Annotated in this window: 22 protein-coding genes and 2 pseudogenes; 14 read left to right on the top strand and 10 right to left on the bottom strand. The window is 68.8% G+C overall.

Going from position 1 to position 22655, the window contains the following annotated elements; translation table 11 throughout:
- The first annotated feature begins 588 nt into the window (after nucleotides 1-588).
- The gene (locus tag ABT127_RS28120) at nucleotides 589-1623 is read left to right on the top strand and encodes an aspartate-semialdehyde dehydrogenase (RefSeq protein ID WP_351455672.1); all 1035 of its coding nucleotides are present in this window, start codon (nucleotides 589-591) and stop codon (nucleotides 1621-1623) included.
- The gene (locus tag ABT127_RS28115; protein WP_351455670.1) at nucleotides 1616-2725 is read left to right on the top strand and encodes an amino acid kinase family protein; all 1110 of its coding nucleotides are present in this window, start codon (nucleotides 1616-1618) and stop codon (nucleotides 2723-2725) included. The genes ABT127_RS28120 and ABT127_RS28115 overlap by 8 nt, the downstream gene beginning before the upstream one ends.
- Here ABT127_RS28115 and ABT127_RS28110 read toward each other — a convergent pair.
- A complete protein-coding gene (locus tag ABT127_RS28110; RefSeq protein ID WP_351455667.1) occupies nucleotides 2658-3506 on the bottom strand; it encodes an ATP-grasp domain-containing protein in 849 nt (282 codons plus the stop codon). The genes ABT127_RS28115 and ABT127_RS28110 overlap by 68 nt on opposite strands.
- A 92-nt stretch (nucleotides 3507-3598) precedes the next feature.
- Here ABT127_RS28110 and ABT127_RS28105 point away from each other — a divergent pair, with 92 nt between their 5' ends.
- Genes ABT127_RS28105 through ABT127_RS28095 form a run of 3 tightly spaced genes read left to right on the top strand, consistent with a single transcriptional unit; the run spans nucleotide 3599 to nucleotide 6322 of the window.
- On the top strand, nucleotides 3599-4564 hold the full coding sequence (locus tag ABT127_RS28105) for an aldo/keto reductase (protein ID WP_351455664.1): 966 nt from the start codon (nucleotides 3599-3601) through the stop codon (nucleotides 4562-4564).
- Between the two features lie 41 nt (nucleotides 4565-4605).
- Nucleotides 4606-5067, top strand: a complete 462-nt coding sequence (locus tag ABT127_RS28100) for a cobalamin-dependent protein (RefSeq protein ID WP_351455661.1) — start codon at nucleotides 4606-4608, stop codon at nucleotides 5065-5067.
- Nucleotides 5048-6322, top strand: coding sequence for a methylaspartate mutase (locus tag ABT127_RS28095; RefSeq protein ID WP_351455660.1), 1275 nt, complete (start codon nucleotides 5048-5050; stop codon nucleotides 6320-6322). Before ABT127_RS28100 ends, ABT127_RS28095 begins: the two co-directional genes overlap by 20 nt.
- Nucleotides 6323-6603: 281 nt before the next feature.
- Here ABT127_RS28095 and ABT127_RS28090 read toward each other — a convergent pair whose 3' ends face one another.
- On the bottom strand, nucleotides 6604-7992 hold the full coding sequence (locus ABT127_RS28090; RefSeq protein ID WP_351455658.1) for an NsdA family TPR-like regulatory protein: 1389 nt from the start codon (nucleotides 7990-7992) through the stop codon (nucleotides 6604-6606).
- Nucleotides 7993-8242: 250 nt separating this feature from the next.
- Here ABT127_RS28090 and ABT127_RS28085 point away from each other — a divergent pair, with 250 nt between their 5' ends.
- A complete protein-coding gene (locus tag ABT127_RS28085) occupies nucleotides 8243-8647 on the top strand; it encodes an FKBP-type peptidyl-prolyl cis-trans isomerase (protein WP_351455656.1) in 405 nt (134 codons plus the stop codon).
- 282 nt (nucleotides 8648-8929) lie between these two features.
- Here ABT127_RS28085 and ABT127_RS28080 read toward each other — a convergent pair whose 3' ends face one another.
- Entirely contained in the window at nucleotides 8930-9769 is an 840-nt protein-coding gene (locus ABT127_RS28080) for an MBL fold metallo-hydrolase (protein ID WP_351455654.1), read from the bottom strand.
- Between the two features lie 200 nt (nucleotides 9770-9969).
- On the opposite strand from ABT127_RS28080, the gene ABT127_RS28075 reads away from it, so the two are divergent.
- The gene (locus ABT127_RS28075) at nucleotides 9970-10185 is read left to right on the top strand and encodes a three-helix bundle dimerization domain-containing protein (RefSeq protein WP_351455651.1); all 216 of its coding nucleotides are present in this window, start codon (nucleotides 9970-9972) and stop codon (nucleotides 10183-10185) included.
- 8 nt (nucleotides 10186-10193) lie between these two features.
- Here the strand turns inward: ABT127_RS28075 and ABT127_RS28070 are convergent, their stop codons facing one another.
- Together ABT127_RS28070 and ABT127_RS28065 are read right to left on the bottom strand one after the other, a co-directional pair.
- Nucleotides 10194-10886, bottom strand: a complete 693-nt coding sequence (locus ABT127_RS28070; RefSeq protein WP_351455649.1) for an alpha/beta fold hydrolase — start codon at nucleotides 10884-10886, stop codon at nucleotides 10194-10196.
- Between the two features lie 345 nt (nucleotides 10887-11231).
- Nucleotides 11232-11573 (bottom strand): annotated as a pseudogene (locus ABT127_RS28065) (SDR family NAD(P)-dependent oxidoreductase); the annotation flags it as partial.
- Between ABT127_RS28065 and ABT127_RS28060 the strand changes: the two are divergent.
- Nucleotides 11572-12003: pseudogene (locus ABT127_RS28060) on the top strand (LysR substrate-binding domain-containing protein); the annotation flags it as partial. The pseudogenes ABT127_RS28065 and ABT127_RS28060 overlap by 2 nt on opposite strands.
- 355 nt (nucleotides 12004-12358) lie before the next feature.
- Here ABT127_RS28060 and ABT127_RS28055 read toward each other — a convergent pair.
- Nucleotides 12359-12808 (bottom strand): hypothetical protein, encoded by a 450-nt coding sequence (locus tag ABT127_RS28055; protein WP_351455714.1) that lies wholly within the window; start codon nucleotides 12806-12808, stop codon nucleotides 12359-12361.
- 291 nt (nucleotides 12809-13099) lie between these two features.
- On the opposite strand from ABT127_RS28055, the gene ABT127_RS28050 reads away from it, so the two are divergent.
- Together ABT127_RS28050 and ABT127_RS28045 are read left to right on the top strand one after the other, a co-directional pair.
- Nucleotides 13100-13675 (top strand): zinc metalloprotease, encoded by a 576-nt coding sequence (locus tag ABT127_RS28050; protein ID WP_351455647.1) that lies wholly within the window; start codon nucleotides 13100-13102, stop codon nucleotides 13673-13675.
- 4 nt (nucleotides 13676-13679) lie between these two features.
- On the top strand, nucleotides 13680-13994 hold the full coding sequence (locus tag ABT127_RS28045) for a hypothetical protein (RefSeq protein WP_351455646.1): 315 nt from the start codon (nucleotides 13680-13682) through the stop codon (nucleotides 13992-13994).
- A gap of 221 nt (nucleotides 13995-14215) precedes the next feature.
- On the opposite strand, the gene ABT127_RS28040 is transcribed toward ABT127_RS28045, so the two are convergent.
- Nucleotides 14216-15553, bottom strand: a complete 1338-nt coding sequence (locus tag ABT127_RS28040; RefSeq protein WP_351455643.1) for an aminotransferase-like domain-containing protein — start codon at nucleotides 15551-15553, stop codon at nucleotides 14216-14218.
- Nucleotides 15554-15642: 89 nt separating this feature from the next.
- Here ABT127_RS28040 and ABT127_RS28035 point away from each other — a divergent pair, with 89 nt between their 5' ends.
- The 3 genes from ABT127_RS28035 to ABT127_RS28025 all read left to right on the top strand — a co-directional run bounded on the left by ABT127_RS28035 (nucleotide 15643) and on the right by ABT127_RS28025 (nucleotide 19108).
- Nucleotides 15643-16266 (top strand): DJ-1/PfpI family protein, encoded by a 624-nt coding sequence (locus ABT127_RS28035; RefSeq protein ID WP_351455641.1) that lies wholly within the window; start codon nucleotides 15643-15645, stop codon nucleotides 16264-16266.
- Between the two features lie 411 nt (nucleotides 16267-16677).
- A complete protein-coding gene (locus ABT127_RS28030) occupies nucleotides 16678-17730 on the top strand; it encodes a hypothetical protein (RefSeq protein ID WP_351455639.1) in 1053 nt (350 codons plus the stop codon).
- A 100-nt stretch (nucleotides 17731-17830) separates the two neighbouring features.
- Nucleotides 17831-19108: an MFS transporter gene (locus ABT127_RS28025; RefSeq protein WP_351455636.1), complete on the top strand. Its 1278-nt coding sequence runs from the start codon at nucleotides 17831-17833 to the stop codon at nucleotides 19106-19108.
- A 21-nt stretch (nucleotides 19109-19129) separates the two neighbouring features.
- Here ABT127_RS28025 and ABT127_RS28020 read toward each other — a convergent pair whose 3' ends face one another.
- Nucleotides 19130-19963 carry a siderophore-interacting protein gene (locus ABT127_RS28020; protein ID WP_351455635.1) on the bottom strand — a complete coding sequence of 278 codons (834 nt, stop codon included), beginning with the start codon at nucleotides 19961-19963 and terminating at the stop codon, nucleotides 19130-19132.
- Between the two features lie 13 nt (nucleotides 19964-19976).
- The gene (locus ABT127_RS28015; protein ID WP_351455632.1) at nucleotides 19977-20669 is read right to left on the bottom strand and encodes a DUF2470 domain-containing protein; all 693 of its coding nucleotides are present in this window, start codon (nucleotides 20667-20669) and stop codon (nucleotides 19977-19979) included.
- A 235-nt stretch (nucleotides 20670-20904) separates the two neighbouring features.
- Here ABT127_RS28015 and ABT127_RS28010 point away from each other — a divergent pair, with 235 nt between their 5' ends.
- Nucleotides 20905-21354, top strand: a complete 450-nt coding sequence (locus tag ABT127_RS28010; RefSeq protein ID WP_351455629.1) for a spore-associated protein — start codon at nucleotides 20905-20907, stop codon at nucleotides 21352-21354.
- 87 nt (nucleotides 21355-21441) lie between these two features.
- Here ABT127_RS28010 and ABT127_RS28005 read toward each other — a convergent pair whose 3' ends face one another.
- Nucleotides 21442-22596 carry a DUF6745 domain-containing protein gene (locus ABT127_RS28005; RefSeq protein ID WP_351455627.1) on the bottom strand — a complete coding sequence of 385 codons (1155 nt, stop codon included), beginning with the start codon at nucleotides 22594-22596 and terminating at the stop codon, nucleotides 21442-21444.
- Between the last annotated feature and the right edge of the window lie 59 nt (nucleotides 22597-22655).

The raw sequence follows: 22655 nt of genomic DNA, 5'->3' as shown, positions 1-22655 counted from the left end.
GCCACCGTCCTGGGGATGTGCGCTATGGACCGCGGGCGGAGCGCAAACGTGCACGCCCCTCTCGACGCGCGCTGACGGGACAGCCCTTGGCGCAGCGACAGCGGAGGCAGGCACGACCCGCCGCAACTGGACACCACCCGCCCTGCTGGGCGGTGTTGACGCCCCGCGGCGTTCGAGCCGAAGCATGAGGGAGTCGCTGATCCCGAGTGTGCTGGAGCGCGGCCCGTCCGGCCAGGTCGGCGCTCAGCGGACGCCTCCCTCGGGAGAGGCGAGGCGCGCGAGGGAGCGAGCCGCGCAGTGGTTCACAAGCGCGCAACCGTTCAACGCACGCACGCATTCACGCCGTTACGGTCGCACACACTCCATATGTCGGGGCACCAGAGGATTCAGCGTGCCCGCGGAGAGAGGCGGGCCCGAGATCGGAGTGCGACTTGTCGAGCAAGCGGAACGACCAGAGCGCGGCTGTTCATGACGACAGCCTGAACGTCCTGACTTACGCGCAGTACGCCGAAGCCCCCGCCTTCGGGCCGTCAGCGGTGATGCAACACGACGATGTACTCGATATCGGGGCGGGCACAGGGAGTTCACATGACTCCTGATCGCCTCGCCCGTCCGCGGGTGACCGTGGTAGGTGCCACCGGCGCTGTGGGTCGCACGTTCCTCGAGCTGATGAGTGCCCGCGGGTTTCCGGCCCGTGATGTCGAGCTGGTGGCGTCCGCGCGCTCCGCCGGTGACACCGTACGGATGGGAGCGGACCTGCTGACGGTCCACGATCTCGCAGAGTACGACTTCACCGGGCGTGATCTGGCGTTCTTCTCGGCCGGGACCGAGGCGAGCGCCACGCACGCGCCGCGCGCGGCGGCCAGCGGATGCCTCGTGGTCGACAACAGCAACGCCTTCCGGATGCGACCGGACGCGCACCTGGTCGTGCCCCAGGTCAACGCAGGAGCTCTGCGGCGCCTGCCGACGAGCGGCATCATCGCCAACCCGAACTGCTCCACCATCCCCCTGGTGCGACTCCTTCAGCCCCTCCACGAGAACTACGGCCTCACCCGGGTCACCGTCAGCACCTACCAGGCGGCTTCAGGGCGTGGCCACGCCGGCACCCAGGAACTCCTCGACGGTTCTCGGCAGGCTCTGGACGATCCCGGTGCCGAGGCGCCGGCCGATGTGTTCGACCCGCCGCTCGCCTTCAACGTCGTCCCGCTGATCGACGAACTGCTCGACGACGGGTGGACGCTGGAGGAACGGAAGATGCGCCAGGAGGCCAGGCGAATTCTGCAACTGCCGGAACTGGATCTGACCGCGACCTGTGTGCGCGTTCCCGTGGTCAACGGCCATGCCGAGTCCGTAGTGGTGGAATGTGCCACCCCGGCCTCCGCCGACGAGGTCGGCAAGCTGCTGGCCACGGCCTGCGAGGTACGGGTGTGGAGTGACGGGCCCCCGACACCTCGGTGCAGCCCTCAGGCGGATCTGGTGCACGTCGGCAGGATCCGCAAGGACCCGGAGCACGAGCACCGGACCATGTTCTGGCTGGTGGCGGACAACCTGCGCATCGGGGCGGCCCTGAACGCGCTCCAGATCGCCGAGTCGTTGGCGCGGCAGGCGGTTCGCCGTGACTGATCTGCACGTGCTGAAGTTCGGCGGATCCAGTTTCCCGGACGCGGAAGGCTTCCGCCGGGTCGCGCAGCACCTGGCCGAACGGGTGCGCGGCGGGCAGCGCCTGGTCGTGGTCGTCAGCGGCATGCCCGGCACCACGGAAGAGCTGCGCGAGCTCGTCACGGACGTCGCCCCGGACGCGGGCGCGCCGGTCGCGGGAAGTGCCATCACGCTCGCGGACTCCCAGGGCGCCGCGCTGCTCCGCGCGGCGGCCACCGACGCGGGCCTTCGCACAGGGGCGCTGTTCGGCGGCGACATCGGCCTGCGCCAGACCACGGCCGCGGTCGACAGCATCCGCGTGGACACCCGTGGACTGGAGAGGACGCTGCGCAACCATGACCTGGTCGTGGTGCCCGGCGGGCAGGGAGCCGGCGCGGGCGAGGACCCGCGCTACCTGGGCAAGAACACGTCGGATCTCAGCGCGGTTCTCCTCGCGGCGGAGCTGCAGTTGGACGAGTGCGAGATCTATTCGGACGTGGAGGGCATCTTCTCCGCCGATCCGCGTCTCGTCGACGACGCCCGCCTGCTGGAACAGGTCAGCTGGGAGCGCGCACTGCTGTGTGCACAGCACGGGGCCAAGGTGCTGCACCCGCAAGCGGTCCGCGCCGCCCAGCACGGCGGGACGACCCTGGTGTGCCGGCTCAACCGGGACGACTTCCGTGTCGGGTCCCGCATCGGACCGTGCGGCAGCCCGCCCCTCGTCGTGATGGACCGCCGATCAACAGTGATCGAACTGCCCGACGCGTACGACGTGCACACGCTGAAGTCCCACCTCGCGTCCCAAGGCCTGAACCTCGTCGTTCCCCAGATCAGCGCTCGCCCCGTCGTGGTGGTGACCGGAGGCTACTTCGACGTCTCCCGCTTTCTGAAGGAGCGGCGCCTCCCGGGACGGATCACCGGCGAGCGTCTGGTGACCGTGGTCGGCGACGATGTGCGGCACCTGCTGGCCCGCGACGAGCAGCAGGCCCTGGAGTGGGGACGCGGCGCTCATGCGGACCTCACTCGTCCGGCTGCGCGGTCAGGCCCGGCCGACTCTCCTCCATCAGACGCCCCAACGATTTCGTGAGATCCGAGAGGAAGGAGTCCCGGGTCGTGGCGGGAAGAGCCAGCAGCGAAAGGTAGGGATTGTGGTCCTCCAGCTCCATCAGCAGCAGTTCCCCGCCGTTGGTGCGGCAGGCGTCGACCCGCTGTACGCCGTGGGAGAGCCCGCTCCAGTCGATGAAGTAGCGGGCGAACCGCAGATCCTGCTCGGACGGCTCATACGGCTCGAGCTCCCAGCGCCGCTCGGGATCGGGAGCGTAGAGCGCGTAGTGGAACGTTTCGTCGACGAAGACGAACGACACCTCGTAGCGGAAGTCCACCAGCGGCTGGACGATCATGCCGGTCAGATCGGCCGACTCCAGATCGGCGGCGGTCACCCGACGCAGCCCCTGCGAATCGGCGCCGTCGACAGGCTTCAGGATGCAGTCGTTGCCGTCGGCCAGCAGGCGGGCCGCGTCCAGGTGGTCGGCCGTGGGCACCACAGCGGCCCCGGCCTTGGTGAGGTCGATCAGATATCCCTTGCCCGCCATGTCCGCGCGGGCGTGGAGAGGGTTGTAGACCGGGGTGCCGACTTCGGCGACGCGCCGCCGGAACGCCTGGTACTCGCGACGGTAGCCGGTCACCGGACCGCTGTTGCGCACCAGGGCGACATCGAACCGGTCGACCAGTTCGGCCGCTTGCCGGGGACTGGTCATCGCCACGGGCCATGTCGCCCGCAGCCATTCCGCCAGGGCGATGTCCTCGTCGCAGTAGCGCCGCCCGGCGGCCTCGTAGGTCAGATCGGTAACCAGCAGCAGGCCGGACATCGCCTCTCCTCTCGGTCGTGACACGAAGCGACGAATCTACCAAATGCACTTGAAAGTCACTATTCAGTACATAAGTTGACAGGAGTTCTGACATGGACCGGGTCTCACTCGCCGTCGGCGGCCCCAGCGTCGGTCGCATCGGACTGGGCTGCATGGGCATGACGCATGCCTACGATCCACAAGGACGCGACGAGGACAGTGCCCTCGCCGTCCTGCGACAGGCCCAGACGCTGGGCGTCACTTTGATCGACACCGCCGACGTCTACGGGCCGTACACCAACGAAGAACTCGTCGGCCGCGCCCTGAAACTCATGGACCGCGCCACGGTCACGGTCGCGACCAAGGTGGGCCTCGTGCTCGACGACGACACCGACGGCAAACCCACCTACTCGAACAACGCCAGGCCCGAGCACATCCGCGCGTCGGTCGACGCCAGCCTGCGCCGGCTCGGCCTCGACCACATCGACCTCTACCAACTCCACCGCGTCAACCCCGACGTACCCCTGGAGGAGACCTGGGGAGCGCTCGCGGAAACCGTCCGGCAGGGGAAGGTACGGCACTTGGGGCTGTCCGAGGTGACACCGGCGCAGATCTCGGCCGCGGCAGCCGTCCACCCCGTCACCAGCGTCCAGTCCGAACTCTCGCTCTGGACCCGCGACGCCCTGCCCGAGGTGCTGCCGTACTGCCGGGCGCACGAGATCGCGTTCCTCGCCTACGCACCGCTCGGCCGCGGATTCCTGACCGGCCGCTTCACCCGTGCCGACGACCTGCCCCAGCACGATCAGCGCCGTCACATGCCGCGCTTCCAGAAGCAGCAGTTCGACGCGAACCTCGCCCTCGTCGACACCGTCACCGCCCTCGCCCAGCGCTATGAGCGCACCCCGGCCGAAGTCGCCCTCGCCTGGATCACCGCCCAAGGACCGCGCGTCATCCCTATCCCCGGAACCAAGAGTCTGCGCAATCTGCGCACGAACGCGCGCGCCGGCGACCTCCACCTCAGCGACAGCGACCTCAAGGTCCTCGACGACCTGCCGGCCGCCCAGGGCTCCCGCACCTGAGCCCCGGACGAACGCGCCACTCCCCCACCGAAGGAATGCACATGAGCACCCCGCACATCATCGTCGGCACCGTGGCCTCCGACAGCCACATGTGGAACCTGGTCTACCTCGATCTCGCCCTGCGGGAACTGGGCTGCACCACGCAAGTGCTGCCTGTGTGCACACAGGCTTCCCACTACCTCGACGCAGCCCGCACCCAGGCCCCCGACCTCGTGCTGGTCAGCACGGTCAACGGCCACGGCGTCTCCGACGCGGTCCGCCTCGCCGACAACCTGCGCACGGCACCCGAACTCGCGGCAGTGGCCTTCGCCGTCGGCGGCAAGCTCACCACCTCCGGTCACCTGCCCGACGACGACCTCGCCCGCCTCGACGACGCCGGATACACCTTCATCGAGCAAGCGGACGAGACCAGTGACACGCCTGCGGAACTTCGGCGCATCGTGCAGGAGATCGCGCGCAAGAACGACGAACGGGAGAACTCTCATGTGCGCAGCAGCCGCTGACAGGGCCCGCCCGTCCTTCACCCGCTACGTCCGCACCGCAGAGGCCCGGCAACACCTCACCGTCCAGCCTCGCATGGGATTCGCCGACCCCCGTCTCATGCGCGAAGGGCTCGCCGCCGTACGCGACGCCGACGACTGGAGCGTGGGAACCCTCACCGTCGACGCCTACACCCGCACCGGTGCCTACGGATCCGCCCGCGCCGCCGTACGCCACGGAGAATCCCTCAACGGCTACCCCGTCGTCACAGCCGACCGCTCGCAGACACGCGCGGTACTCGACGGCATCCAGGCCCCCCACTTCCCCGTACAGATACGTCACGGATCCGCCGAGCCCCAGGACATCGTCCAAGCCGGACTCGACGTCGGCATCGCCCTCACCGAAGGCGGACCGATCTCCTACTGCCTCCCGTACAGCGCGCTGCCCCTGGGCGACGCCGTCACCGCCTGGGCCGAAGCCTGCGAGATCCTCGCCGCATCCCGGGACACCGTGTTCAGGCCGCACATCGAGTCCTTCGGCGGCTGCATGCTCGGCCAGCTGTGCCCACCCGAACTCCTGCTGGCTATCACTGTGTTGGAGGGAATGTTCTTCCGTACCCACGGAATCCGGGACATCTCCCTCAGCTATGCCCAGCAGACCCACCACGCGCAGGACACGCGCGCTCTCCGCGCTCTGCGCACCCTCGCCGGGCGGTACCTGCCGGACTGCGACTGGCACGTCGTCCTCTACACGTTCATGGGTCTCTTCCCCGAGACCTCCGACGGCGCCACCACGCTCAACGAGAGGGCGGCAGCCCTGGCCGTCGCAGGCGGAGCCGAGCGGCTCATCGTGAAAACCTCAGCCGAGGCCGTACGCATCCCCACCATCGAGGAGAACGCCACCGCTCTTCGACGCGCGGCCGCGATCGCGCGAAAGGAACGGCTCCGCACCGGGGAGCGGATCCCGGACGACGCCCCGCTGGCGAGCGCTGCGGCCTCGCTCATCGAGTCGGCGCTGGCGTGCGGCTCCCACATCGACGAAGCGCTCGTCGCAGCCTTCCGACGGGGAGTTCTCGACGTGCCCTACTGCATTCATCCCGACAACCGGAACACGGCCCGCAGCTCGGTGGCGCCCGACGGCTACCTGATCTGGACCGACACCGGAGCGATGGCCATCGATCCCCAGCGGGTGGAGCAGCCACGGGACCAGCGCTCCGACAGCGAGGAACTCCTCGTGGACCTGGGCTACAACCAGCGAACCTACGACGAGCAGAACTGACGCGTACGGAGATGGAGCCCGGCATTCGGCTCAACCGACGGTCAGGCTTGTGAGGGGTTCCCTCGCCAGGCCGGGAGAGCGCGGGCCGGGGCTGGAATCGGTGACCCGTGAACGATCCTTTCGCGTTGAGCGCCATACCGGTTCCTGCTTCCAGCCATCGTTGCCATGCGGAAAGACCCCCGCGGCACAGTGAGGGGGAGACTCCCTTCATCGGCGCGTGCTGCCCGGCAGAAAAGGGTCCCCTCCCCGGCTCCTCGTCAGGCGCGCCTGGTGCTACGTCCTCAGGTGTCGGCCAGAGGGTGCAGCACCGCACGGGCCTGATCGCGTAGAGCGAGGGCTTCGCGTTGGCGGGGGAAGCGGGCCAGTGCCTCGTCCAGACGCTGATGGGCGGTCTCGGTGTGGGCGGAGTGCAGCAGGGGGTAGCGATCGAGGAATGCCTGGACGTGCGGGACGGCGGCATCCAGGCGTCCCGCGCTCAGGTGGACCTCGGCAAGGCGGGCGTGGGTCAGTGCAGTCGCCTTGCGTTCGCCCTCTGCGCGGTGCCTGACGCTGGCTTCCAGGGCAGCGAGAGCGGGGGCTCGGTCCTGGAGCGCGCTCAGGGTCTGGAACCGCTGATACTCCAGACCTGCCCTGGGGTACGTGCTGAAGGGACCGGAGGCACTGGAGGCCCGCTCGTGATGGGTCTCCGCGGCCCGCAGATCGGCGCGGGCCAGGCGCCGCTCCCCCGTCCGGGCACGGGCGTGGGCGCGCTGGCTGAGAAGGAAGGACTGCACCGCGCCGTCACGACAGGGCCCGAGAGTGGTCAGGGCTCCGTCGGCCAGACGCAGGGCTTGTGCGACGTGTCCGAGCCTGAGGGCCTGCGCGCTCATGGCCCGCAGCGTGATCGCGTACTGGCGGCCGTCCGTGACGGCCCGCGCGAGGCGCAGAGCCCCGTGGAAGTAGTCCTGGGCAAGTCCGAGGTGGCCACTGTCGTCGGCCATGCCGGCCAGGAGGTGGGTCAGTTGGGCGGTGCCGGTGAACACCTCCCGCTGCCCTGGGTCCAAGGGGGTGGGCGCGGCCAGGTACGGGGAGGCGGTGTCGCGCAAGTACGTTGCGAGCAGCGGGCGGATGAGCCGTCCTCCGTGCTGGTCGGCCAGCTGGGCGAAGGTCTGGGTCATCTCGCGTAGGGTCACGGTGGAAGGCTCCGGGCTGCCGTCTTCGGCACACTGCTCGACAGTCGAGCGCGAGGCGGGCGGCCATGCCGGCAGCGTGAGCGCGGAGAGCCGGTAGTCGTGGTGAGCGAGGAGAGCGCGGCGTCGTGGATCGGCGTCGGCGTGCCATAGATCGAGGAGTCGTCGCACCATCTGTATCTCCCTGGGCTGGGCGGAGTTCACCAGTACAGGGGCCTGCGAGGTCTGGGCGAGCCCGGTGTCCTGCGCGGTGATCAAGTGGCCGACGCGACTGGTCAGAGCGGCGGCCACCAGGTCGGGAACCGGACTGCGAGGTCGGGAGCCGGACAGCCAGTGCGCCACCGAGGTGCGGTCGTACCGAAGCCGCAGCCCTTGGGCCGAGCCCAGGGCGTTGACGGCCCGGGCCAGCTCAGCGGCGCTCCAGCCGGACTCGACCAGGAGAGCGGCAAGACGCTCGTTACGGCCACCGTTCGCCATGCCGCCCTCGGTTCTCGACGCCACGACCAACACCGCATGTCGTGTCCCGGGATTCTCCCCACCGGAGCCCGCGTCAATGCAGTCGCGCAGAACCCCTTATGCCGGCCAGAAAGGGACACTTTCACTGGCGCTGCGCAAGTTCATGACCTGTGGCGCTGGATTTGGCACGCTCCGGGGATTCCGCTTTCTCGGTAGCGTGTCTCTACAGCATGGAGTGTCCATGCGTCCGGACGGCCCGCGCGGAGGGCATTCGACGGAGAGCAGTGAGGGTGCAATGAGTGAACTGACGAAGCCCGAGGTCGACGTTCCGGAGGGTGACGCTCCTACCGAGTTGACCGTCCGGGACCTAGTCGTCGGGGACGGGGCCGAGGTGAAGTCGGGCATGGTGGTCAGGGTCCACTATGTCGGGGTGACCTTCGAGACCGGGAAGGAGTTCGACGCTTCCTGGGACCGGGGTCAGCCGTTCAAGTTCGCCCTGGGCGGTGGCAGGGTCATCAAGGGCTGGGACCGCGGGGTGAAAGGGATGAAGGTCGGCGGCCGACGCGAGCTCATCATTCCCCCACGTCTCGGCTACGGCAATCAGTCGCCGTCACCATTGATCCCGGCGGGCTCGACCCTCGTCTTCGTGGTGGACCTGCTTGACTCGTATTCCGGGACCGCCGGGTGGAGCAACTCTTAACGCACCTGCGGACGACTGGAGTGGCCCTGACGTCTGGAGCTTCGTGCCCCTGCAGACCTCGTCGAAGGCCGGAATCTGGTTGTAGCTTTCCAGGACGTCGAGCCCGCCGTGAGTGCACCGGCACGACTTGGCGCAAGCACTCATGCTGCGGGCGAGCTGCTTGGCCTCCGTTTGCGCCGATGCCTATGGAGGTCTTCGGCGCCGGGCATCACCGAGATCGCCCGGCACGAGCGGCCGGCATGAGATGCAACCTCCCCTACGAGGCATGGGCCGACGCTCACTTCACTCGCCGGCAGCCACGGTTCCGCCCGGGATGAAGTCGGGGATGCTGTACATGAAGCTCACCCAGCGCCGGTCCATCACCACCATGAAGATGTCGCCGCTGAACAGCGCGCCGCGGCCTTCGGGGTCGTCAGCCCAGTGCAGCACCGTGCCTCCGGCGAAGTGCGTGCCCGCGTTGATCAAGGTCATGCCGGGTGCGATCGGGTGAGTGTCGCCCGCCCAGTACTTGATCAGAGGATCGGGCCGCCCCACCCACTCGCGGTCCGCTTCATGGATGTACACCGGAGCGTCGAAGGCCCGGCCCCACTCGGTCATCACACCGTAGAAGTGCGGATGGCTGACAGCGATCGCGCTGATCCCGCCCAGCTCCTCGACCTCATGGGCGAGGTCGTCGTCGAGGTAACCCACGCAGTCCCACAGCACGTTGCCCGACGGTGAGCGGATCAGCAGCGCACGCTGGTCGACCGCCACCGACGGCACCGCACCCACGCCGATGACGCCGGGTCTTTCCACATCGAGCCGACCGCGATGCCCATCCGCCCGCAGCCTTGCCAGCGTGGTCCACTGCTGGCCCTCCCAGCCCACGTATTGCCGCTCGTCCAGGCAGACCGGGCAGTCGGGGCGCGGCGCCTCGTACTGCACGCCGCAGGTGCGACAGATCGGAAGTCCCTTCCCGTGGCCGATACGCCCTGCTTTGACGATGACACCAGAACCCGCCCCTCCATCATCCTGCCCACTCACCAACACCGGCATCAGCAACCGTTCGTGCGGGCCTTCTTCCGCCGCCGTGAGGACGAATTGCGGGACAGGCTTGCCGTCCGCATGGTGCCCGGTTCCCACTGGGTGACGCTCCGGCTGGAGTACGAGCCGGATATCGACATGCCGATGACCCTGATGAGCGTGGCCCTGCAGTCCCAACTGGGGTGGCCGAATGGCGACTATGCACCCGGCGGCTCGCTGCAACGAGCAGCCCGCCGAGGCGTTCGCGCGCGAGAATGCCGGTGACTGCTGACCAGAGTTCCTCCAGCTCAGGGGGTGCAGTGGCCATCGACGCCCATGAGGAAGAAGCGATCCGGGCGCTCATCGAACGCCACTCGCAGGCCTACACGGCGACGCGCACTCCTGATGAAGTCGCAGACGCCGTCGTGCAGGCCCACGAGGATTTCGCCGGGCGGCCGGTGCGTGACTTCGTTCCCGTACTCGTTGAACGCAAGGCACGCGCCGTCCTTGGCAAACCGCCCGGCCCAAAGGGCTAACGGTCTGCTCAGGAGGCGAAGGCCTGCCGGATGAGATCGGCCACCGCGTCAGGCTGCGACAGGTACACGGAGTGGCTTGCCGCGACCTCGGCAACAGTGGCCCCTGCCCGCTCGGCCATGGCCCGCTGCGCCGGAGGCGGGATCATGTGGTCGTCGGTGGCCACCAGGTACCAGCTGGGCTTGGTCTGCCAAGCGGCCTGGGATACTGCGCCGTTGAGGGCTTCCACGCCCCAGGGGACCTGGGAATGGGCCATGAACCGGGCCTGCTCCACGGGCAGGTCGCCGGCGAAAGCCTCGGGGAACCTCTGAGCGTCCAGGAGGAGGAAGCCGTCCTGGGGCGGGAGGATCGGCGGGACCGGGGCGCCGGGCGGTGGGTCGGCGATCAGAGTGCCGACCGACTCGCCCTTGTCCGGCGCGAACGCCGCGATGTAGACGAGCGCGACGACCTTGTCGTCCTGCCCGGCTTCGGTGATGACCGCACCGCCGTAGGAGTGGCCCACGAGGACCACCGGCCCGTCCTGCGCCGCGATCACACGCCGTGTGACCGTCGCATCGCCGTCCAGCGACAGTGTCGGGTTCTGCACCACGCTCACGTGGTGGCCATCGGCGACCAGCAGGTCGTACACGGCCTGCCAGCCAGATCCGTCGACGAACCCACCATGCACAAGAACGACGTTACGAGGTTCCGAGACTGCGTTCATGGCCTTCCCCCTCTTGCCGGTGACGACTGGTGCAACGGGCAAGTTGAGGCTAGGGCGGGTTGGTCGACACCGCTTCTGACAATGGACGTAGGTCGCGTTCGGGGCACCAGGAGATTCGGCGTAGATTCCCTGCGGCAACGGCAGGATTCATCGTGGCTTCCGTCGTCACGGTCGCTGTGCCGTTGTGATCTCAGATCCGCGGGGCCCGACGTATCCAGCGCCTTCTCGCCCCCCTCCCATCGCAAAGCGCCAGCAGACGCCCGGCGCTTCGAGCCCTCGCCGACGAGCAACTCACTCTTTCGGGGTCTGCGTTTCCCAGCTCCGGGGCCTACCCCCCGGTGCACATCACCACGGCACTACGCCGGCGTCCTCGAAGAACTTGCCGTTCGGGCCGTCGTCGGGCAGCGTCGCGAGCCGGATGGCGATCGCCGCGCCCTGTTCGGGGGTGCGCACGCCCCGGAAGCCGTTGAGGTCGGTCGCGACGTAGCCGGGGCAACCGGCGTTGATCAGGATGTTCGTGCCGCTCAGCTCCTGGGCGTACTGGAGGGTGACGGCGTTCAAGAACGTCTTCGACGACGCGTACGCGGCCACCGGACCCGTCGTCTCCCCAGCAGCGGTTCCTGACTGCCAGGTGAGGGAGCCGACACTGCTGGACATGTTCACGATTCGTGGCGAAGCGGAGCGACGCGAGGGCCGGGCCGACGTGGCGCTGCTGCACCGGCCGTTCGACTCGGCGGCCGGGTTCGACACCGAAGAACTCAGTACGGAGGGCCAGGTTGCGGTCCTGCCCGCGGGGCATCCGCTCACCGATCGGGCCCATGTGCAGATGGCCGACATCACCGGGCTGCCAGGGCTTCCTCTGCCACGTTGGCCCGGCCCGGACGGCACCTATCCGCCCGGCCCGCGGGTCCGTGACCACGCGCAGTTGTTGCAACTCGTCGCGCTCGGCCGGGCTTGCGCCGTCTCACCGGAGTCGTGCCGGGCCCAACTGCCCGGCGACCTCGCCGCCGTGCCCGTGCTGGACGCGCCGAAAGTCACCACCGTGATCGCCTGGCCGCCACACAGTCGATCCAGAGCCGTCGCCGACCTCGTCCGCACTGCGACGCGTCTCCAGTAGTTCCACCCGTGAGAGCGCGGCCATTCTTGCCGACTGGCGGCAGCGGGAGACGCCCTGCTCGGCTGGGTGTGGTCAGCGTCGGCGAGGAGCCCGTAGGCGGTGAGGTGACGGAATGTCAGCGCCGGGTCGTCTGCGGCGGGTAGCTGCGACCCAGGTGCGCGGGGTCTCCTTCGAGGAGCGCCGAGTCAGTTCTCTCGGGTCACTCCCGGCGTTGCCGGGCGATCTCAAGGGCGTCGTTCTCGGGGGCATGCGAGCGGTCGTAGGGGCGGGCGATGAGCATGTAGATCAGCCCTGTGGCAAGGATGGCGGCCAGGCTGACCGCAATATCTGACGCGTGACCTGGCCGCGCGCCGCGTCACTTCCGGGTGTTGGTGCGCTCATGGGCAGTTGTTGCGTTCAGTGCGTGTGGCACAACCACGATCTGTACATCGTCCTCGTAGATGACCCGTCCCGGGTCCGCGGACCGCAGAGCCTGGCAGGCGATGCCGTGCGCGGACAGGATCTCCAGATAACCGGAGACGCGAGCGAGCAGATGAGTGGCTGACGGCTTGAACCACGCCGCCGCGCCAGGGTTCACCTCGTCGTCGTAGACACGGCGGTCAACGGTCGAGGGATCGGTGTACGCGGCGTCGTACCACCTGTTGTTGCGGCGGCGGAAGGACTCCTGTTCATCCGAGAGTCTTCCCTCCCTCGCCAGATTGTTGACGAGCCCGAAGACGCCGGTGTGGTTGCCTCGACTGTTGCGGTGAGGCGACTGGAACCGTACGTACTGGATGGCCTCATTGCCGCTATCGATTATCCCCATCAGCACATGTTGCCACTGCTCCACTCGTTACTCGACGGCGTCCTCAAGGGCTCGGCCTCGCTCCGGTCAGCACCGACCACTCGCTGAGAGCGCGCCTTCCGCGGTGGCGCAGACCCGCCGGGCATGCCTGCTGACCGTCCTGCCCTTCGCCCCGGGCCGACAAGCGCACCTTCGGCAAATTGCTCGACAGCCTGCCCCCCTTGAGGGTGGCCCACGCGCTGAACGCGCTCGCCCGACCGAGGGCACGATCACCGAACCGCCCATCTTCCGCTTTCGTCCTCTGGGAGATTCATGCCCACCGAACTCGCATGGGGCACCGCCGCCTTGGCGGCTGCCCTGCTCGCTCTGCCGCACCCGCCGGCCGTCCTCACGGCTTCCGCTCCGGCCAAGTGCATGGACGGACAGAAGGACTCCCGCGGCCGGTCGGCAGTGGACGGCAGGGAGGTGCGCTGGGAGGACGAGACCAAGTTCAACGACGCATACCGGCACGCGCACAAAGCGTGGAGCACACACGGCCTCACCCAGATCCAACTCAGGCCCGACAACGCCAGCTCGATCGCCGACCTCCAGTGGCAGGACATCAACAGCAGCCGAGAGAACTGGAAGGGCGTCCTGGGCCGCTACACCTCGAGCCCAGGAGCCGACACCCTCTACCTCAACCGCGCCTACCTCGACAACGGCAAAAGGTACGGCAACACCAACTACCGGCGGATGGTGGCCGCACACAAGCTGGGCCACGCTCTCGGCTTCTGCCACAAGAGCCCCGGCTGGTATCCCGCGCTGATGGCCAAGGAGATCGACGACGTACCCACCCACGCTCTGCCCACCGACAGGGACCGCACCAACTACCACAAGCTGCGGGGATGAACGCATGACCCGCACGCGCATCGCCGCCTTGGCCGGCGCTCTCACCCTGGCTGCGGCCCTGACCGGCGCCGGCTGGCTGGGCTACCAGCAGTGGTCCGACACCCCGACCCGGTCCGAGGCCCTCACCACATACGATCCAGACGATCCCGCAGTGGTCTCCCAGACCGCCGACGCCGTCTTCACCGCCACGGTCTTCGACGCCGACGACAACCGGCGCATCAACGGAGTCGACTGGAACATCTACAAAGCCATAGAAACCACGCCGGAACAGGCCATCCGACTCGGACTGACCTGCCACCAAGCCAAGGGCCGCGAGTGAGATCACGTTGGGGTCCGCCTTGAGGAGACCGACGTCCACGGGGTCCGGCAAGGGCTCAGCCATACCAATGACGACCATCGCATGCTCTACGTGGCCCTCGCCCGAGCCAGTCGGCAAAAGAGTCGAGTCGCCGTGAACCCCCGGATCGCATGGGTCCATTGGACGTGTGGGCCGCCTGTCGTCACACGTTCGTTTGCCGGCAGAAGCGCTGGAGCCCGAGTTCAGGCGTAGGCGTCCTCGATGGTGACGCTGCGCACTGTGCGAAGCGTCGACCGGAGACAATCCAGATCGGTCGAGCCCAGGGCGAGGCGGATCGCCTGCGGTGTGTGCGTCGAGGTGGTGAACGGCTCCGCCGTGGTGACCGAGATGTGTCGGCGCGCGAGCGTGGCGGTCAGGCGGTCGGCGCGTACGTCGTCGGGCAGTGGCAGCCAGGTGAAGTAGGACGCGGGGTGGCCGATGAGCGTGAGGCCCGCCAGCTCCTGCCTGACGAGGGCCTGGCGCGTCTTGGCGTCTTCTCGTTTCTCCGCTTCCAGGTGGTCCACCGTGCCGTCGTCGAGCCAGCGGCAGACGATGGCGGTGGTGAGGGCGGGGGTGTTCCAGGTGGTCGCCCGGATGGCGCGTTCGAGCGAGGGCACCACAGGTGGCGGGGCGAGGGCGAAGCCGACCCGCAGGCCCGTGGCGATGCTCTTGGACAGTCCCGAGACGTAGACGGTGATGTCCGGTGCGGTTGCGGCCAGTGGCGGTGGAGGGTCCTCGACCAGGTAGGCGTACGAGGCGTCCTCGATGATGAGCGGACCGTACTGTCGGGCGATCCTGATCAGGCGGGTGCGGTCGGTTGCCGGCATGACCCAGCCCAGAGGGTTGTGCAGCGTGGGCATGGTGTAGATCGCGCGCACCGGACGGGTCGCGCACAGCTTCTCCAGGGCATCGAGATCCGGCCCGTCGGCGGTGGTGGGGATGGGCTCCAGGTCGAGATGGAAGGCGTGCGCGAGCACCTTGAAACCCGGGTAGGTGAGTGAGTCGACCGCGACGACGTCGCCGGCGCTCAGCGTGGCCATGACGGTGATGGCCAGGCCGTGCTGGGCACCGTTGGCGATGAGGATCTGATCCGCGTCGGCGGTGATGCCCCGGCGTCTGAGGTGTCGTGCGATGGAGGCCCTGTCCTGTGGACGTCCTCGGTGTGGTTGGTAGCGCAGCAGCGAGTCGAGATCACCGGAGGTGGCCACCTCTCGCAGGGCCTGCCGCAGGAGATCGGCCTGGCCGGGCAGCGACGGGTAGTTGAAGTTGAGGTCGACCGCGTCCGTGGCGACGGCCTGCTGATCGATGCCCTGACCGGCGGGGACCGCAATGTCCCGTACGAACGTGCCGCGGCCCTGTTCCCGGCTCACCAGGCCCATCGCTTCCAGCTCGGCGTACACCCGGGTCGCGGTCACCACGGCGATGCCCTCGCGGGCGGCGAGCCCTCGGTGGGTCGCCAGCCGCACCCCCGGGGCGAGCCGCCCGGTCCGGATGTCGGATGCGAGCGCGTCGACCAGCTTCTTGTATCGCGAGGCTGCCACGCACCGAATTGTATCCATGACAATTCTTTGACTGTCCTGCTCGCGGATCCTTACCGTCGATTCCCACTCATCCGGAAAGGACAGCCGCCGTGCACATCGCCATCCTCACCTTCGAGGGCTACAACGAGCTCGACTCACTGATCGCGCTCGGTGTGCTCAACCGCATCAAGACCGATGACTGGCGCGTCACCGTCGCGACCCCCAGCCCCAAGGTGACGTCGATGAACGGGGTGGTCATCGAGCAGATGTCCACGCTGGAGGAGGCGTGCACCGCTGACGCCGTCGTCGTCGGCAGCGGCATCGCCACCCGCGAGGTCACCGAAGACCCGGCGATCATGAACGTCCTGCGGGGCCTGGACCCCTCGCGCCAGCTCATCGCGGCTCAGTGCTCCGGCGCGCTCGTGCTGGCGAGGCTCGGTCTGCTCAACGACATTCCTGCCTGCACCGACCTGACCACGAAGCCGTGGGTCGTCGCCGCCGGCATCGAGGTCCTCAACCAGCCCTTCTACGCCAAGGACAACATCGCCACCGCGGGCGGATGCCTGGCCTCGCACTATCTCGCGGCCTGGATCATCGCCCGCCTCGAGGGCCACGACGCCGCCGAAGGCGCGCTGCACTATGTGGCCCCGGTCGGTGAGAAGGAGGAATACATCGAGCGCGCCTGGCGCAACATCAGCCCCTACCTGCCCACTCCCGCACCGGTGCTCGTCTGACCAACCAGTAGCAAGCAATGGCCGGCCAGGAAGCCGCGACCTGCGCGACGGCATCCGGGCGGTGCAGGGTCTCCGGGTACCCTCAGCGACCATGTGATCCTCCCCCGACAACTCCGCGACCGGGCGCCGCGGCACCGAAAGCGGTCCCACGGCATTCTTCTTGCAGGGGCTGTCTGTCTTCGTTGTGACGGGTGATGGCCGAGTGACGGAACGGTCCTCGGATGGCCGAAACCACAACCCCCGACAGGTCATCTGGCGCATCTACGCGTTGACCGCGTCGCTCCGTGACGTTTGCATGTCGATGGTTCTCCGAACGGGGTACTGAGGCGGAAGTTGTCTGGGGGAGACATGCGGGGAAGTTCGAACCGGGTTGCAGACAGACGTGCACGGGTCGCCCTGAGCGCAGCGGCCGTGGTCTGCGTAATCACGGCAGTCACACCTGGATCGGCCTGGGCCAGGCCCGTCGACGGCTCGGACGGTGCCGACGTCCGCTCGGTCGGTATCGAGAGGGTCAGCGTCGCGGCCGACGGCACTCAAGCCAACGACGATTCCGCCCAGGCGTCGATCGCACCAGCCGGCGACCGCGTCGTCTTCTCCTCGTACGCGAACAACCTCACCCCCGGTAGCACCGGCAGGAACTACCGGGTGTTCCTCCGCGATCTGACGACGGGACAGAACCGGCAGTTCGGCGGGCCTCCGACGGCGCCGCCCATGCTCAGTAGCGACGGGCAGGTCCTCGCCTATCTGGCACCCAGGTTCGACCAGATGGCCCTCTACCAGAACCATCTGAGCCTGGGATGGTCAACCTCCTACACCTGCTCGCTCAACAGCTGCGAGGCTTCCATGGGCGCGAGCGAACGCCAGCAGGCGTTCAGTGTCAGCTTCAGGTACCCGGAGCAGAATCAGCGCGTCGAGGTCCGCAGACCGGACACCGGCGAGCTGCAGACCGTGGACATCATCCACAACACCGCAGCGATCCGGCCGTCCATCAGCGGCGACGGGACCCGTCTCGCCTACCAGGACGGCGGTGAGCAGGACATACTCTTGTGGGACTGGGCCGACAACAACGTTGTCTACCCGATCGAGGGGCCAGACAGAGCGGCCGAGCTCGTCCAGCTCAGCGACGACGGCAGCAAGGTCGTCTACCTCTCGGGGCCCGACACGTATGTCTACGACGTCGCCTCCGGCACCGCCTTGCAGGTACCCGGCGTGAAGGGCGTCGCCATCGACCCCACCGGCCGTTACCTTCTGCACACCCCCTCCGGTACGACCGGCCCGGCACCGCTCACACTGCGCGACCTGGAGACGGGCACCGACGAGACCGTCACCGACCGCCCCGCCCAGGCCGGGATCGACGCGGTCAGCGCCGGCGGGCGCCAGGTGGTCTTCCGGTCCACGGCCGACGACCTCGTCCCCGAAGACACCAACGGCAAAACCGATATATTCCTCCGCACCCTCCGCTGACCACCCGGCCCCTACATCGCCTTCGTGCTCATGTGGACAGCAATGGATGCCTTGATCTCCCCCGCGTGAACAGGGACGCTCCTGGGAACGGGTCAGGATCATGACAGACACCACCACCACGACCACCACCCGCCCTGTTCACCCGGTCCGCCAACTCCTCGCCGCCTCCGTCGGCAACGCCGTCGAGTGGTACGACTGGTACGCATACACATTCCTGGCCACATACATCGCCGACCAGGTCTTCCCCAAGAGCGCCGAGAACTCGCTCGTCCCGCTGCTGTCGACCTTCGCCGTCTTCGCCGTCGGATTCTTCATGCGGCCCGTCGGGGGTCTGTTGATGGGCGCGGTCGCGGACCGGCACGGCCGCCGCGCCGCCCTCACGGTGACCATCCTGCTCATGGGCTGCAGCAGCCTGCTGGTCGGCATCACCCCGACGTACGCGGCCGTGGGCGTCCTCGCGCCGGTCGTCCTGGTGCTGGCCCGACTGCTCCAGGGCCTCTCCGTGGGCGGGGAGTTCGCGGCATCGACGACCTTCCTCGTGGAATCGGCGGGCCCCGGTCGACGCGGGCTGTTCTCGTCCTTCCAGTACGTGTCCACGTCGATCGGCCAGTTGATCGCGTCGGGCGTCGCCGCGCTGCTGGTAAGCGTCCTCGCCGAGGGGCAGATGGACGGCTGGGGCTGGCGGGTGCCGTTCCTGGCGGGGGCGTTGCTCAGTCTCGTCGGGTTTTGGATCCGGCAGGGCGCGCAGGAGACCCGTACCGAGCGCCGGGAGCGGCCCGGCCTGTTCGACGCGCTGCGCCACCACCCGCGCCAATCGCTCCTCATCTGCGGCATCACCGCGGGCGGCACCCTCGCGTACTACACGTGGACGTCGTACCTGCCGACGTACGCGGAGCTGAACACGGACATCGACAAGTCGCAGGCGCTGCTCGCCGGCACGATCTCGCTCGCGTTCTTCGCGCTCCTGCAGCCGGTGGGCGGGATGCTCTCCGACCGTTTCGGCCGCAAGCCGCTGCTGCTCTTCTTCGGGCTCGGGTTCGCGCTTCTGAGCGTGCCGTTGCTGCACGTGCTGACGGGGTCGTTCGGCTCGCTGCTGCTGACGCAGTGCGCGGGCATGGTGCTGCTCACCGGCTTCACGTCGATCTCGGCAGCGGTCAACGCGGAAGTGTTCCCGGCCCGGGTGCGGGCGGCCGGGATCGGATTCCCCTACTCGCTGACGGTGGCGCTGTTCGGCGGCACGGCACCGTACATGGGCACCTGGTTCAAGGAGATCGGCCACAGCGGACTGTTCCCCTGGTACGTCGCCGTGCTCTGCCTCGTGTCGTCGGCGGTCTACCTTCGGCTGCCGGAGACCGCCCACCGGGAGCTCGAGCGATAGACGGTCGTTTCCGGAGGGCGGTCAGTGCTTCCAATAGCCACAGAACATGATGTGGTCCTTCGGCACGCCCTGCGCCACCCAGTGGCGGCGCAGACCGGTGGCGAGACGGGACTCGCCGACCACCCAGCCGTAGAACGGGACGCCCGGGAGCGGGAGTTCGCGGGCGCGGGCCAGCGCCGCCGCCCCTGGCACCGGCGGGCCGGTGACGCCGCGCTCGACCCAGACGACCTCGATACCGTCCGGCGCGAGCAGTTTCTGCCGGTCCTCGGGCGACGGCACCTCGACTACGGCAAGGCCTGTGGTGTCCGCGGGCAGGGAGGCCAGCACCCCGGCGAGGGCGGGTAGCCCCGACTCGTCGGCGGCGAGCACGACGTGGCGCACTCCGTCCGGCGCGTGGTAGCCGATGCCCTCGTCGACCAGGACGACGGCGTCCCCGGCGGAGCAGTTCTCCGCCCAGGCCGCGGCGGGACCGGGGACCGCGCCGTCCTTGTGGCCGTGGAGCACGAAGTCGACGTCCAGCTCCGGGCCTTCGGGGCCGTGCGGGCGGTGGGCGCGCACCGTGTAGTTGCGCAGGACGGGCCGGGATCCCTTGGGAGCGGTGAGGATTTTGAGGTAGCTGATGGTGTTCAGCCGCTCAGGCACCCGGTCGAGAGAAGCCGCCGTACCCTCGGGCGCCGGGAGAAAGAGGCGGAACCACTGGTCGTAGCCCATCGGCCGGAAGCGGTCGATGTCGCCTCCGCCGAGGGTGACGCGCAGGAAGTGAGGTGAGAGCCGCTCGCGCCGCACGACGTGGATCCGGAGCGGCCCCTGCGTCTCGGGCCTGGTCCGGGTGGTCGCGATGTTTCCCCGTGGCATGGCCGATGTCTCCTCAGTGGCGGGCGGTGGCGGGGTCGAGCAGCTCCTGGATGCGCAGGCCCACGTCGTAGGGGCCCTGCGCCTCCGTGAGGAAGCCGAGGCGTACGTCGTCGATGGCGCCGCCGTCTCCTTCCAAGCGGAGGACGAGCCCCTGGCGGTCGAGGCGGAGGGGCCGGATCCGGTCGATGCCGGACAGGTCGCCCTGCCGTACCAGCTCGGCGAGTTGGACGAGGATGTCGGCGTGGCCCGTGTCGAGGTGGCCGAGGAGTTCCGCCTCGTGCGCCGCCAGCGGGTCGGGGGTCGCCGCGCCGAGCGTCGCGGCGTCCAGGGTGCGCACGGTGTCGTCCACGGAGAGGGCGGCCCGTGCGGGCCGGAGGACGAGCGTGTCGGGACCGGCCGGGGTGAGGCGGCCGCTGAGCGCGAGGCGGGCGCGCACCCGGTCATGTACGGCGATCGGCGCGATGTCCGTGAACTCCGCGTAGGCCGCGAGGCCGGAGCCGGAAGCGGCGGCGAGTGCGGCGGTGAGGCAGGGGTCCGCCGGGTCGAGCAGCAGAAGGCGGGATGCCGCGTCGACGGTGTGCAGCGCCACGCACTCGTACCGGAGGTCACCGCGTTTCACGCTCAGCGTCAGAGAATCGGCGGCAGCCAGGATCGTCCGGGCGCGTTCGGCGTCGGTGGGCTCCGGAGGAGTCACAAAGGGGACCATCTTCCCTCCTCGGGTTAGGTAAGGCTCACCTTACTTAATGAGGTACCGCAAGGACACCCCGGGGTGCATTCACGGTGCGGGAGGCCTAAAGCGTCGACACCCGGAGGCCGGAGCGACGAATCCCAGCCAGAACTACGCCTCTCAGCCATTCCGTAAAACCCATGACAACCCTTCACCCATCAGGCCTGTCACAACTAGTGAGAGAAAGCAGCAAGTAAGACCACAAGGGGGAAATATGCGACTCACGCGTTCCGTGCTCTCGCTGGCGGCCGTGTCAGCACTTGCAGCCGGCTCCACCGCCGTCCTGGCGTCACCGGCGTCCGCGGCAGCCAACACCACGCCGCAGAAGGTGTGCGGCAGCGGCTACAAGACGGTCAACTCCGCAGCCGTGGGCTCGCTCGGCACCATCTACCTGACCTACAACTCCGCCAACGGCCGCAACTGTGTCGCCACCATCCGGAGCAACCCCGGAACGGCCGTGGACATGTCGGCATGGCTGTACGTGAGCGACACAGGCCAGGGTGCCTCCGACAGCGGCGCCTTCACCTCGTACGCCGGACCGGTCTCCGTCTACGGCAAGGCGCACTGCGTCGACTGGGGCGGCAACATCAAGAACGTCTACGTCTCCATCTACGGCTCCAACTGCAGCGCCCTCAAGGAGCACCGGGTCACCTCGATCCGCTGACCCTCACCGGTCGTCCGCTTCACGACGTGGGTTCCGCGCACCAGGCCTGTGCGCGGGGCCCACGTCGCCGCGTACGCGGCCATGAACTCACGTCTCGCGCTGCGGCTCGTACGCGTCGGCCTCCAGTCCGAACGTCCAGGCGACGCCCTCGCGCGCGGTTCTCGTGCGCGGTGGCACGCGCAGCCAGTAGGTGCGGTGTGTGCCGTCGGGCTCCGGGGTGGAGTTGACGACCTCGACCATCACCACGTCCTCGTCGCCGGGGAGCTGGACCCGCCACAGGATGCCGGTGACGTCCCGGTGCACGGGCTCCGCCCCGGACTCCGTCAGGTAGCGGTCGTAGCCGAAGTGCTCCAGCATCACGCGGCGCAGTTCCGCGTTCTCCTCGTCGCGGATGCGCTGCGGGGTCAGCCCGGCGAGCCCGGCCAGGAAGTCGGCGGGCACCGGCATGCCGCGCCAGGCATGCAGCGCGAATCCGTCGGGGAAGGCCAGGGCGGGTCCGGTGGCATTGTCGAGGCGGCCGGCCTCGTCGCGGTGCAGCTCCGTGGGCCGCTCGCACACCACGGCCACCCGCTCGTACGGCCACCACCAGCCGGCCGACCGGGCCACCTGCGCCAAACCGTCCAGCCGGGAGTCCGGCTCCGCTCCGGACCCCGCTGCGGACGAATCGAAAGCGCTCAGCCAGGCGGCCTCCTGCTGGCCGAGCACGGCGTCCAGGAGCATGAGCCGGATCGCCATCTCGCTCTTCCGGTCACGTGCGCCCGCGACCGTGCGGGACGGCGCGGCCAGTTCCACCACGATGCCCGTTCTGATGCGGTCGACCAGCATCTGAGTGGTGTCCCACAGACGACCTCCCGTGGCGTTCCAGTGCGCGCCCCAACCGCCGGGCCCGAGCCGCGCATGCAGCCGCTCTCGGGCCTGGGCCCACGGCCCGTTGCGCACCAGGTTCCTTACGGAAGAGCCCAGTTCGCCCGCCTCGGCGAGCCGCACGAGCAGTGTCACGGCGGCACGTGGCGAGTCCGCCCACAGGATGCGCTTCGGCTCGGCCAGCCCGGCACCGCGGTAGGCGCGCCGCACCCCGGCCTCGGCCGCCTCCCGGTCGGCGGGTCCGGTGGCGGCGGCGACCGCCCGCCAGTGCGCCAGGTCCGCCGCGCCGCTCCCCGCACCCTCCTGGCCCACCACCTCGGCCGGTGCACCCGTCCCCGACCTTGGCGTCATCTGCTGTGCCCTCAACGTGTCGGTCATCCCGCGCATCTCTCCGTCGCCACTCACTCGTCGCCCCGTCCCTGCCCCTGTCCCGCCCC

Origin of the sequence: Streptomyces sp. NPDC001904, assembly GCF_040297005.1 — a bacterium.
GTDB lineage: Bacteria > Actinomycetota > Actinomycetes > Streptomycetales > Streptomycetaceae > Streptomyces.
The sequence above is the reverse complement of the archived record's forward strand: the minus strand, read 5'-3'. Positions and strand labels throughout refer to the sequence as shown.

Coding starts and splice junctions, on each gene's coding strand:
- ABT127_RS28025 (WP_351455636.1), top strand. CDS start 17,831: ATGACAGACACCACCACCACGACCACCACCCGCCCTGTTCACCCGGTC.
- ABT127_RS28110 (WP_351455667.1), bottom strand. CDS start 3,506: ATGTCCGGCCTGCTGCTGGTTACCGATCTGACCTACGAGGCCGCCGGG.
- ABT127_RS28055 (WP_351455714.1), bottom strand. CDS start 12,808: ATGGGGATAATCGATAGCGGCAATGAGGCCATCCAGTACGTACGGTTC.
- ABT127_RS28070 (WP_351455649.1), bottom strand. CDS start 10,886: ATGAACGCAGTCTCGGAACCTCGTAACGTCGTTCTTGTGCATGGTGGG.
- ABT127_RS28020 (WP_351455635.1), bottom strand. CDS start 19,963: ATGCCACGGGGAAACATCGCGACCACCCGGACCAGGCCCGAGACGCAG.
- ABT127_RS28045 (WP_351455646.1), top strand. CDS start 13,680: ATGACCCGCACGCGCATCGCCGCCTTGGCCGGCGCTCTCACCCTGGCT.
- ABT127_RS28120 (WP_351455672.1), top strand. CDS start 589: ATGACTCCTGATCGCCTCGCCCGTCCGCGGGTGACCGTGGTAGGTGCC.
- ABT127_RS28085 (WP_351455656.1), top strand. CDS start 8,243: ATGAGTGAACTGACGAAGCCCGAGGTCGACGTTCCGGAGGGTGACGCT.
- ABT127_RS28005 (WP_351455627.1), bottom strand. CDS start 22,596: ATGACCGACACGTTGAGGGCACAGCAGATGACGCCAAGGTCGGGGACG.
- ABT127_RS28050 (WP_351455647.1), top strand. CDS start 13,100: ATGCCCACCGAACTCGCATGGGGCACCGCCGCCTTGGCGGCTGCCCTG.
- ABT127_RS28100 (WP_351455661.1), top strand. CDS start 4,606: ATGAGCACCCCGCACATCATCGTCGGCACCGTGGCCTCCGACAGCCAC.
- ABT127_RS28095 (WP_351455660.1), top strand. CDS start 5,048: ATGTGCGCAGCAGCCGCTGACAGGGCCCGCCCGTCCTTCACCCGCTAC.
- ABT127_RS28010 (WP_351455629.1), top strand. CDS start 20,905: ATGCGACTCACGCGTTCCGTGCTCTCGCTGGCGGCCGTGTCAGCACTT.
- ABT127_RS28015 (WP_351455632.1), bottom strand. CDS start 20,669: ATGGTCCCCTTTGTGACTCCTCCGGAGCCCACCGACGCCGAACGCGCC.
- ABT127_RS28105 (WP_351455664.1), top strand. CDS start 3,599: ATGGACCGGGTCTCACTCGCCGTCGGCGGCCCCAGCGTCGGTCGCATC.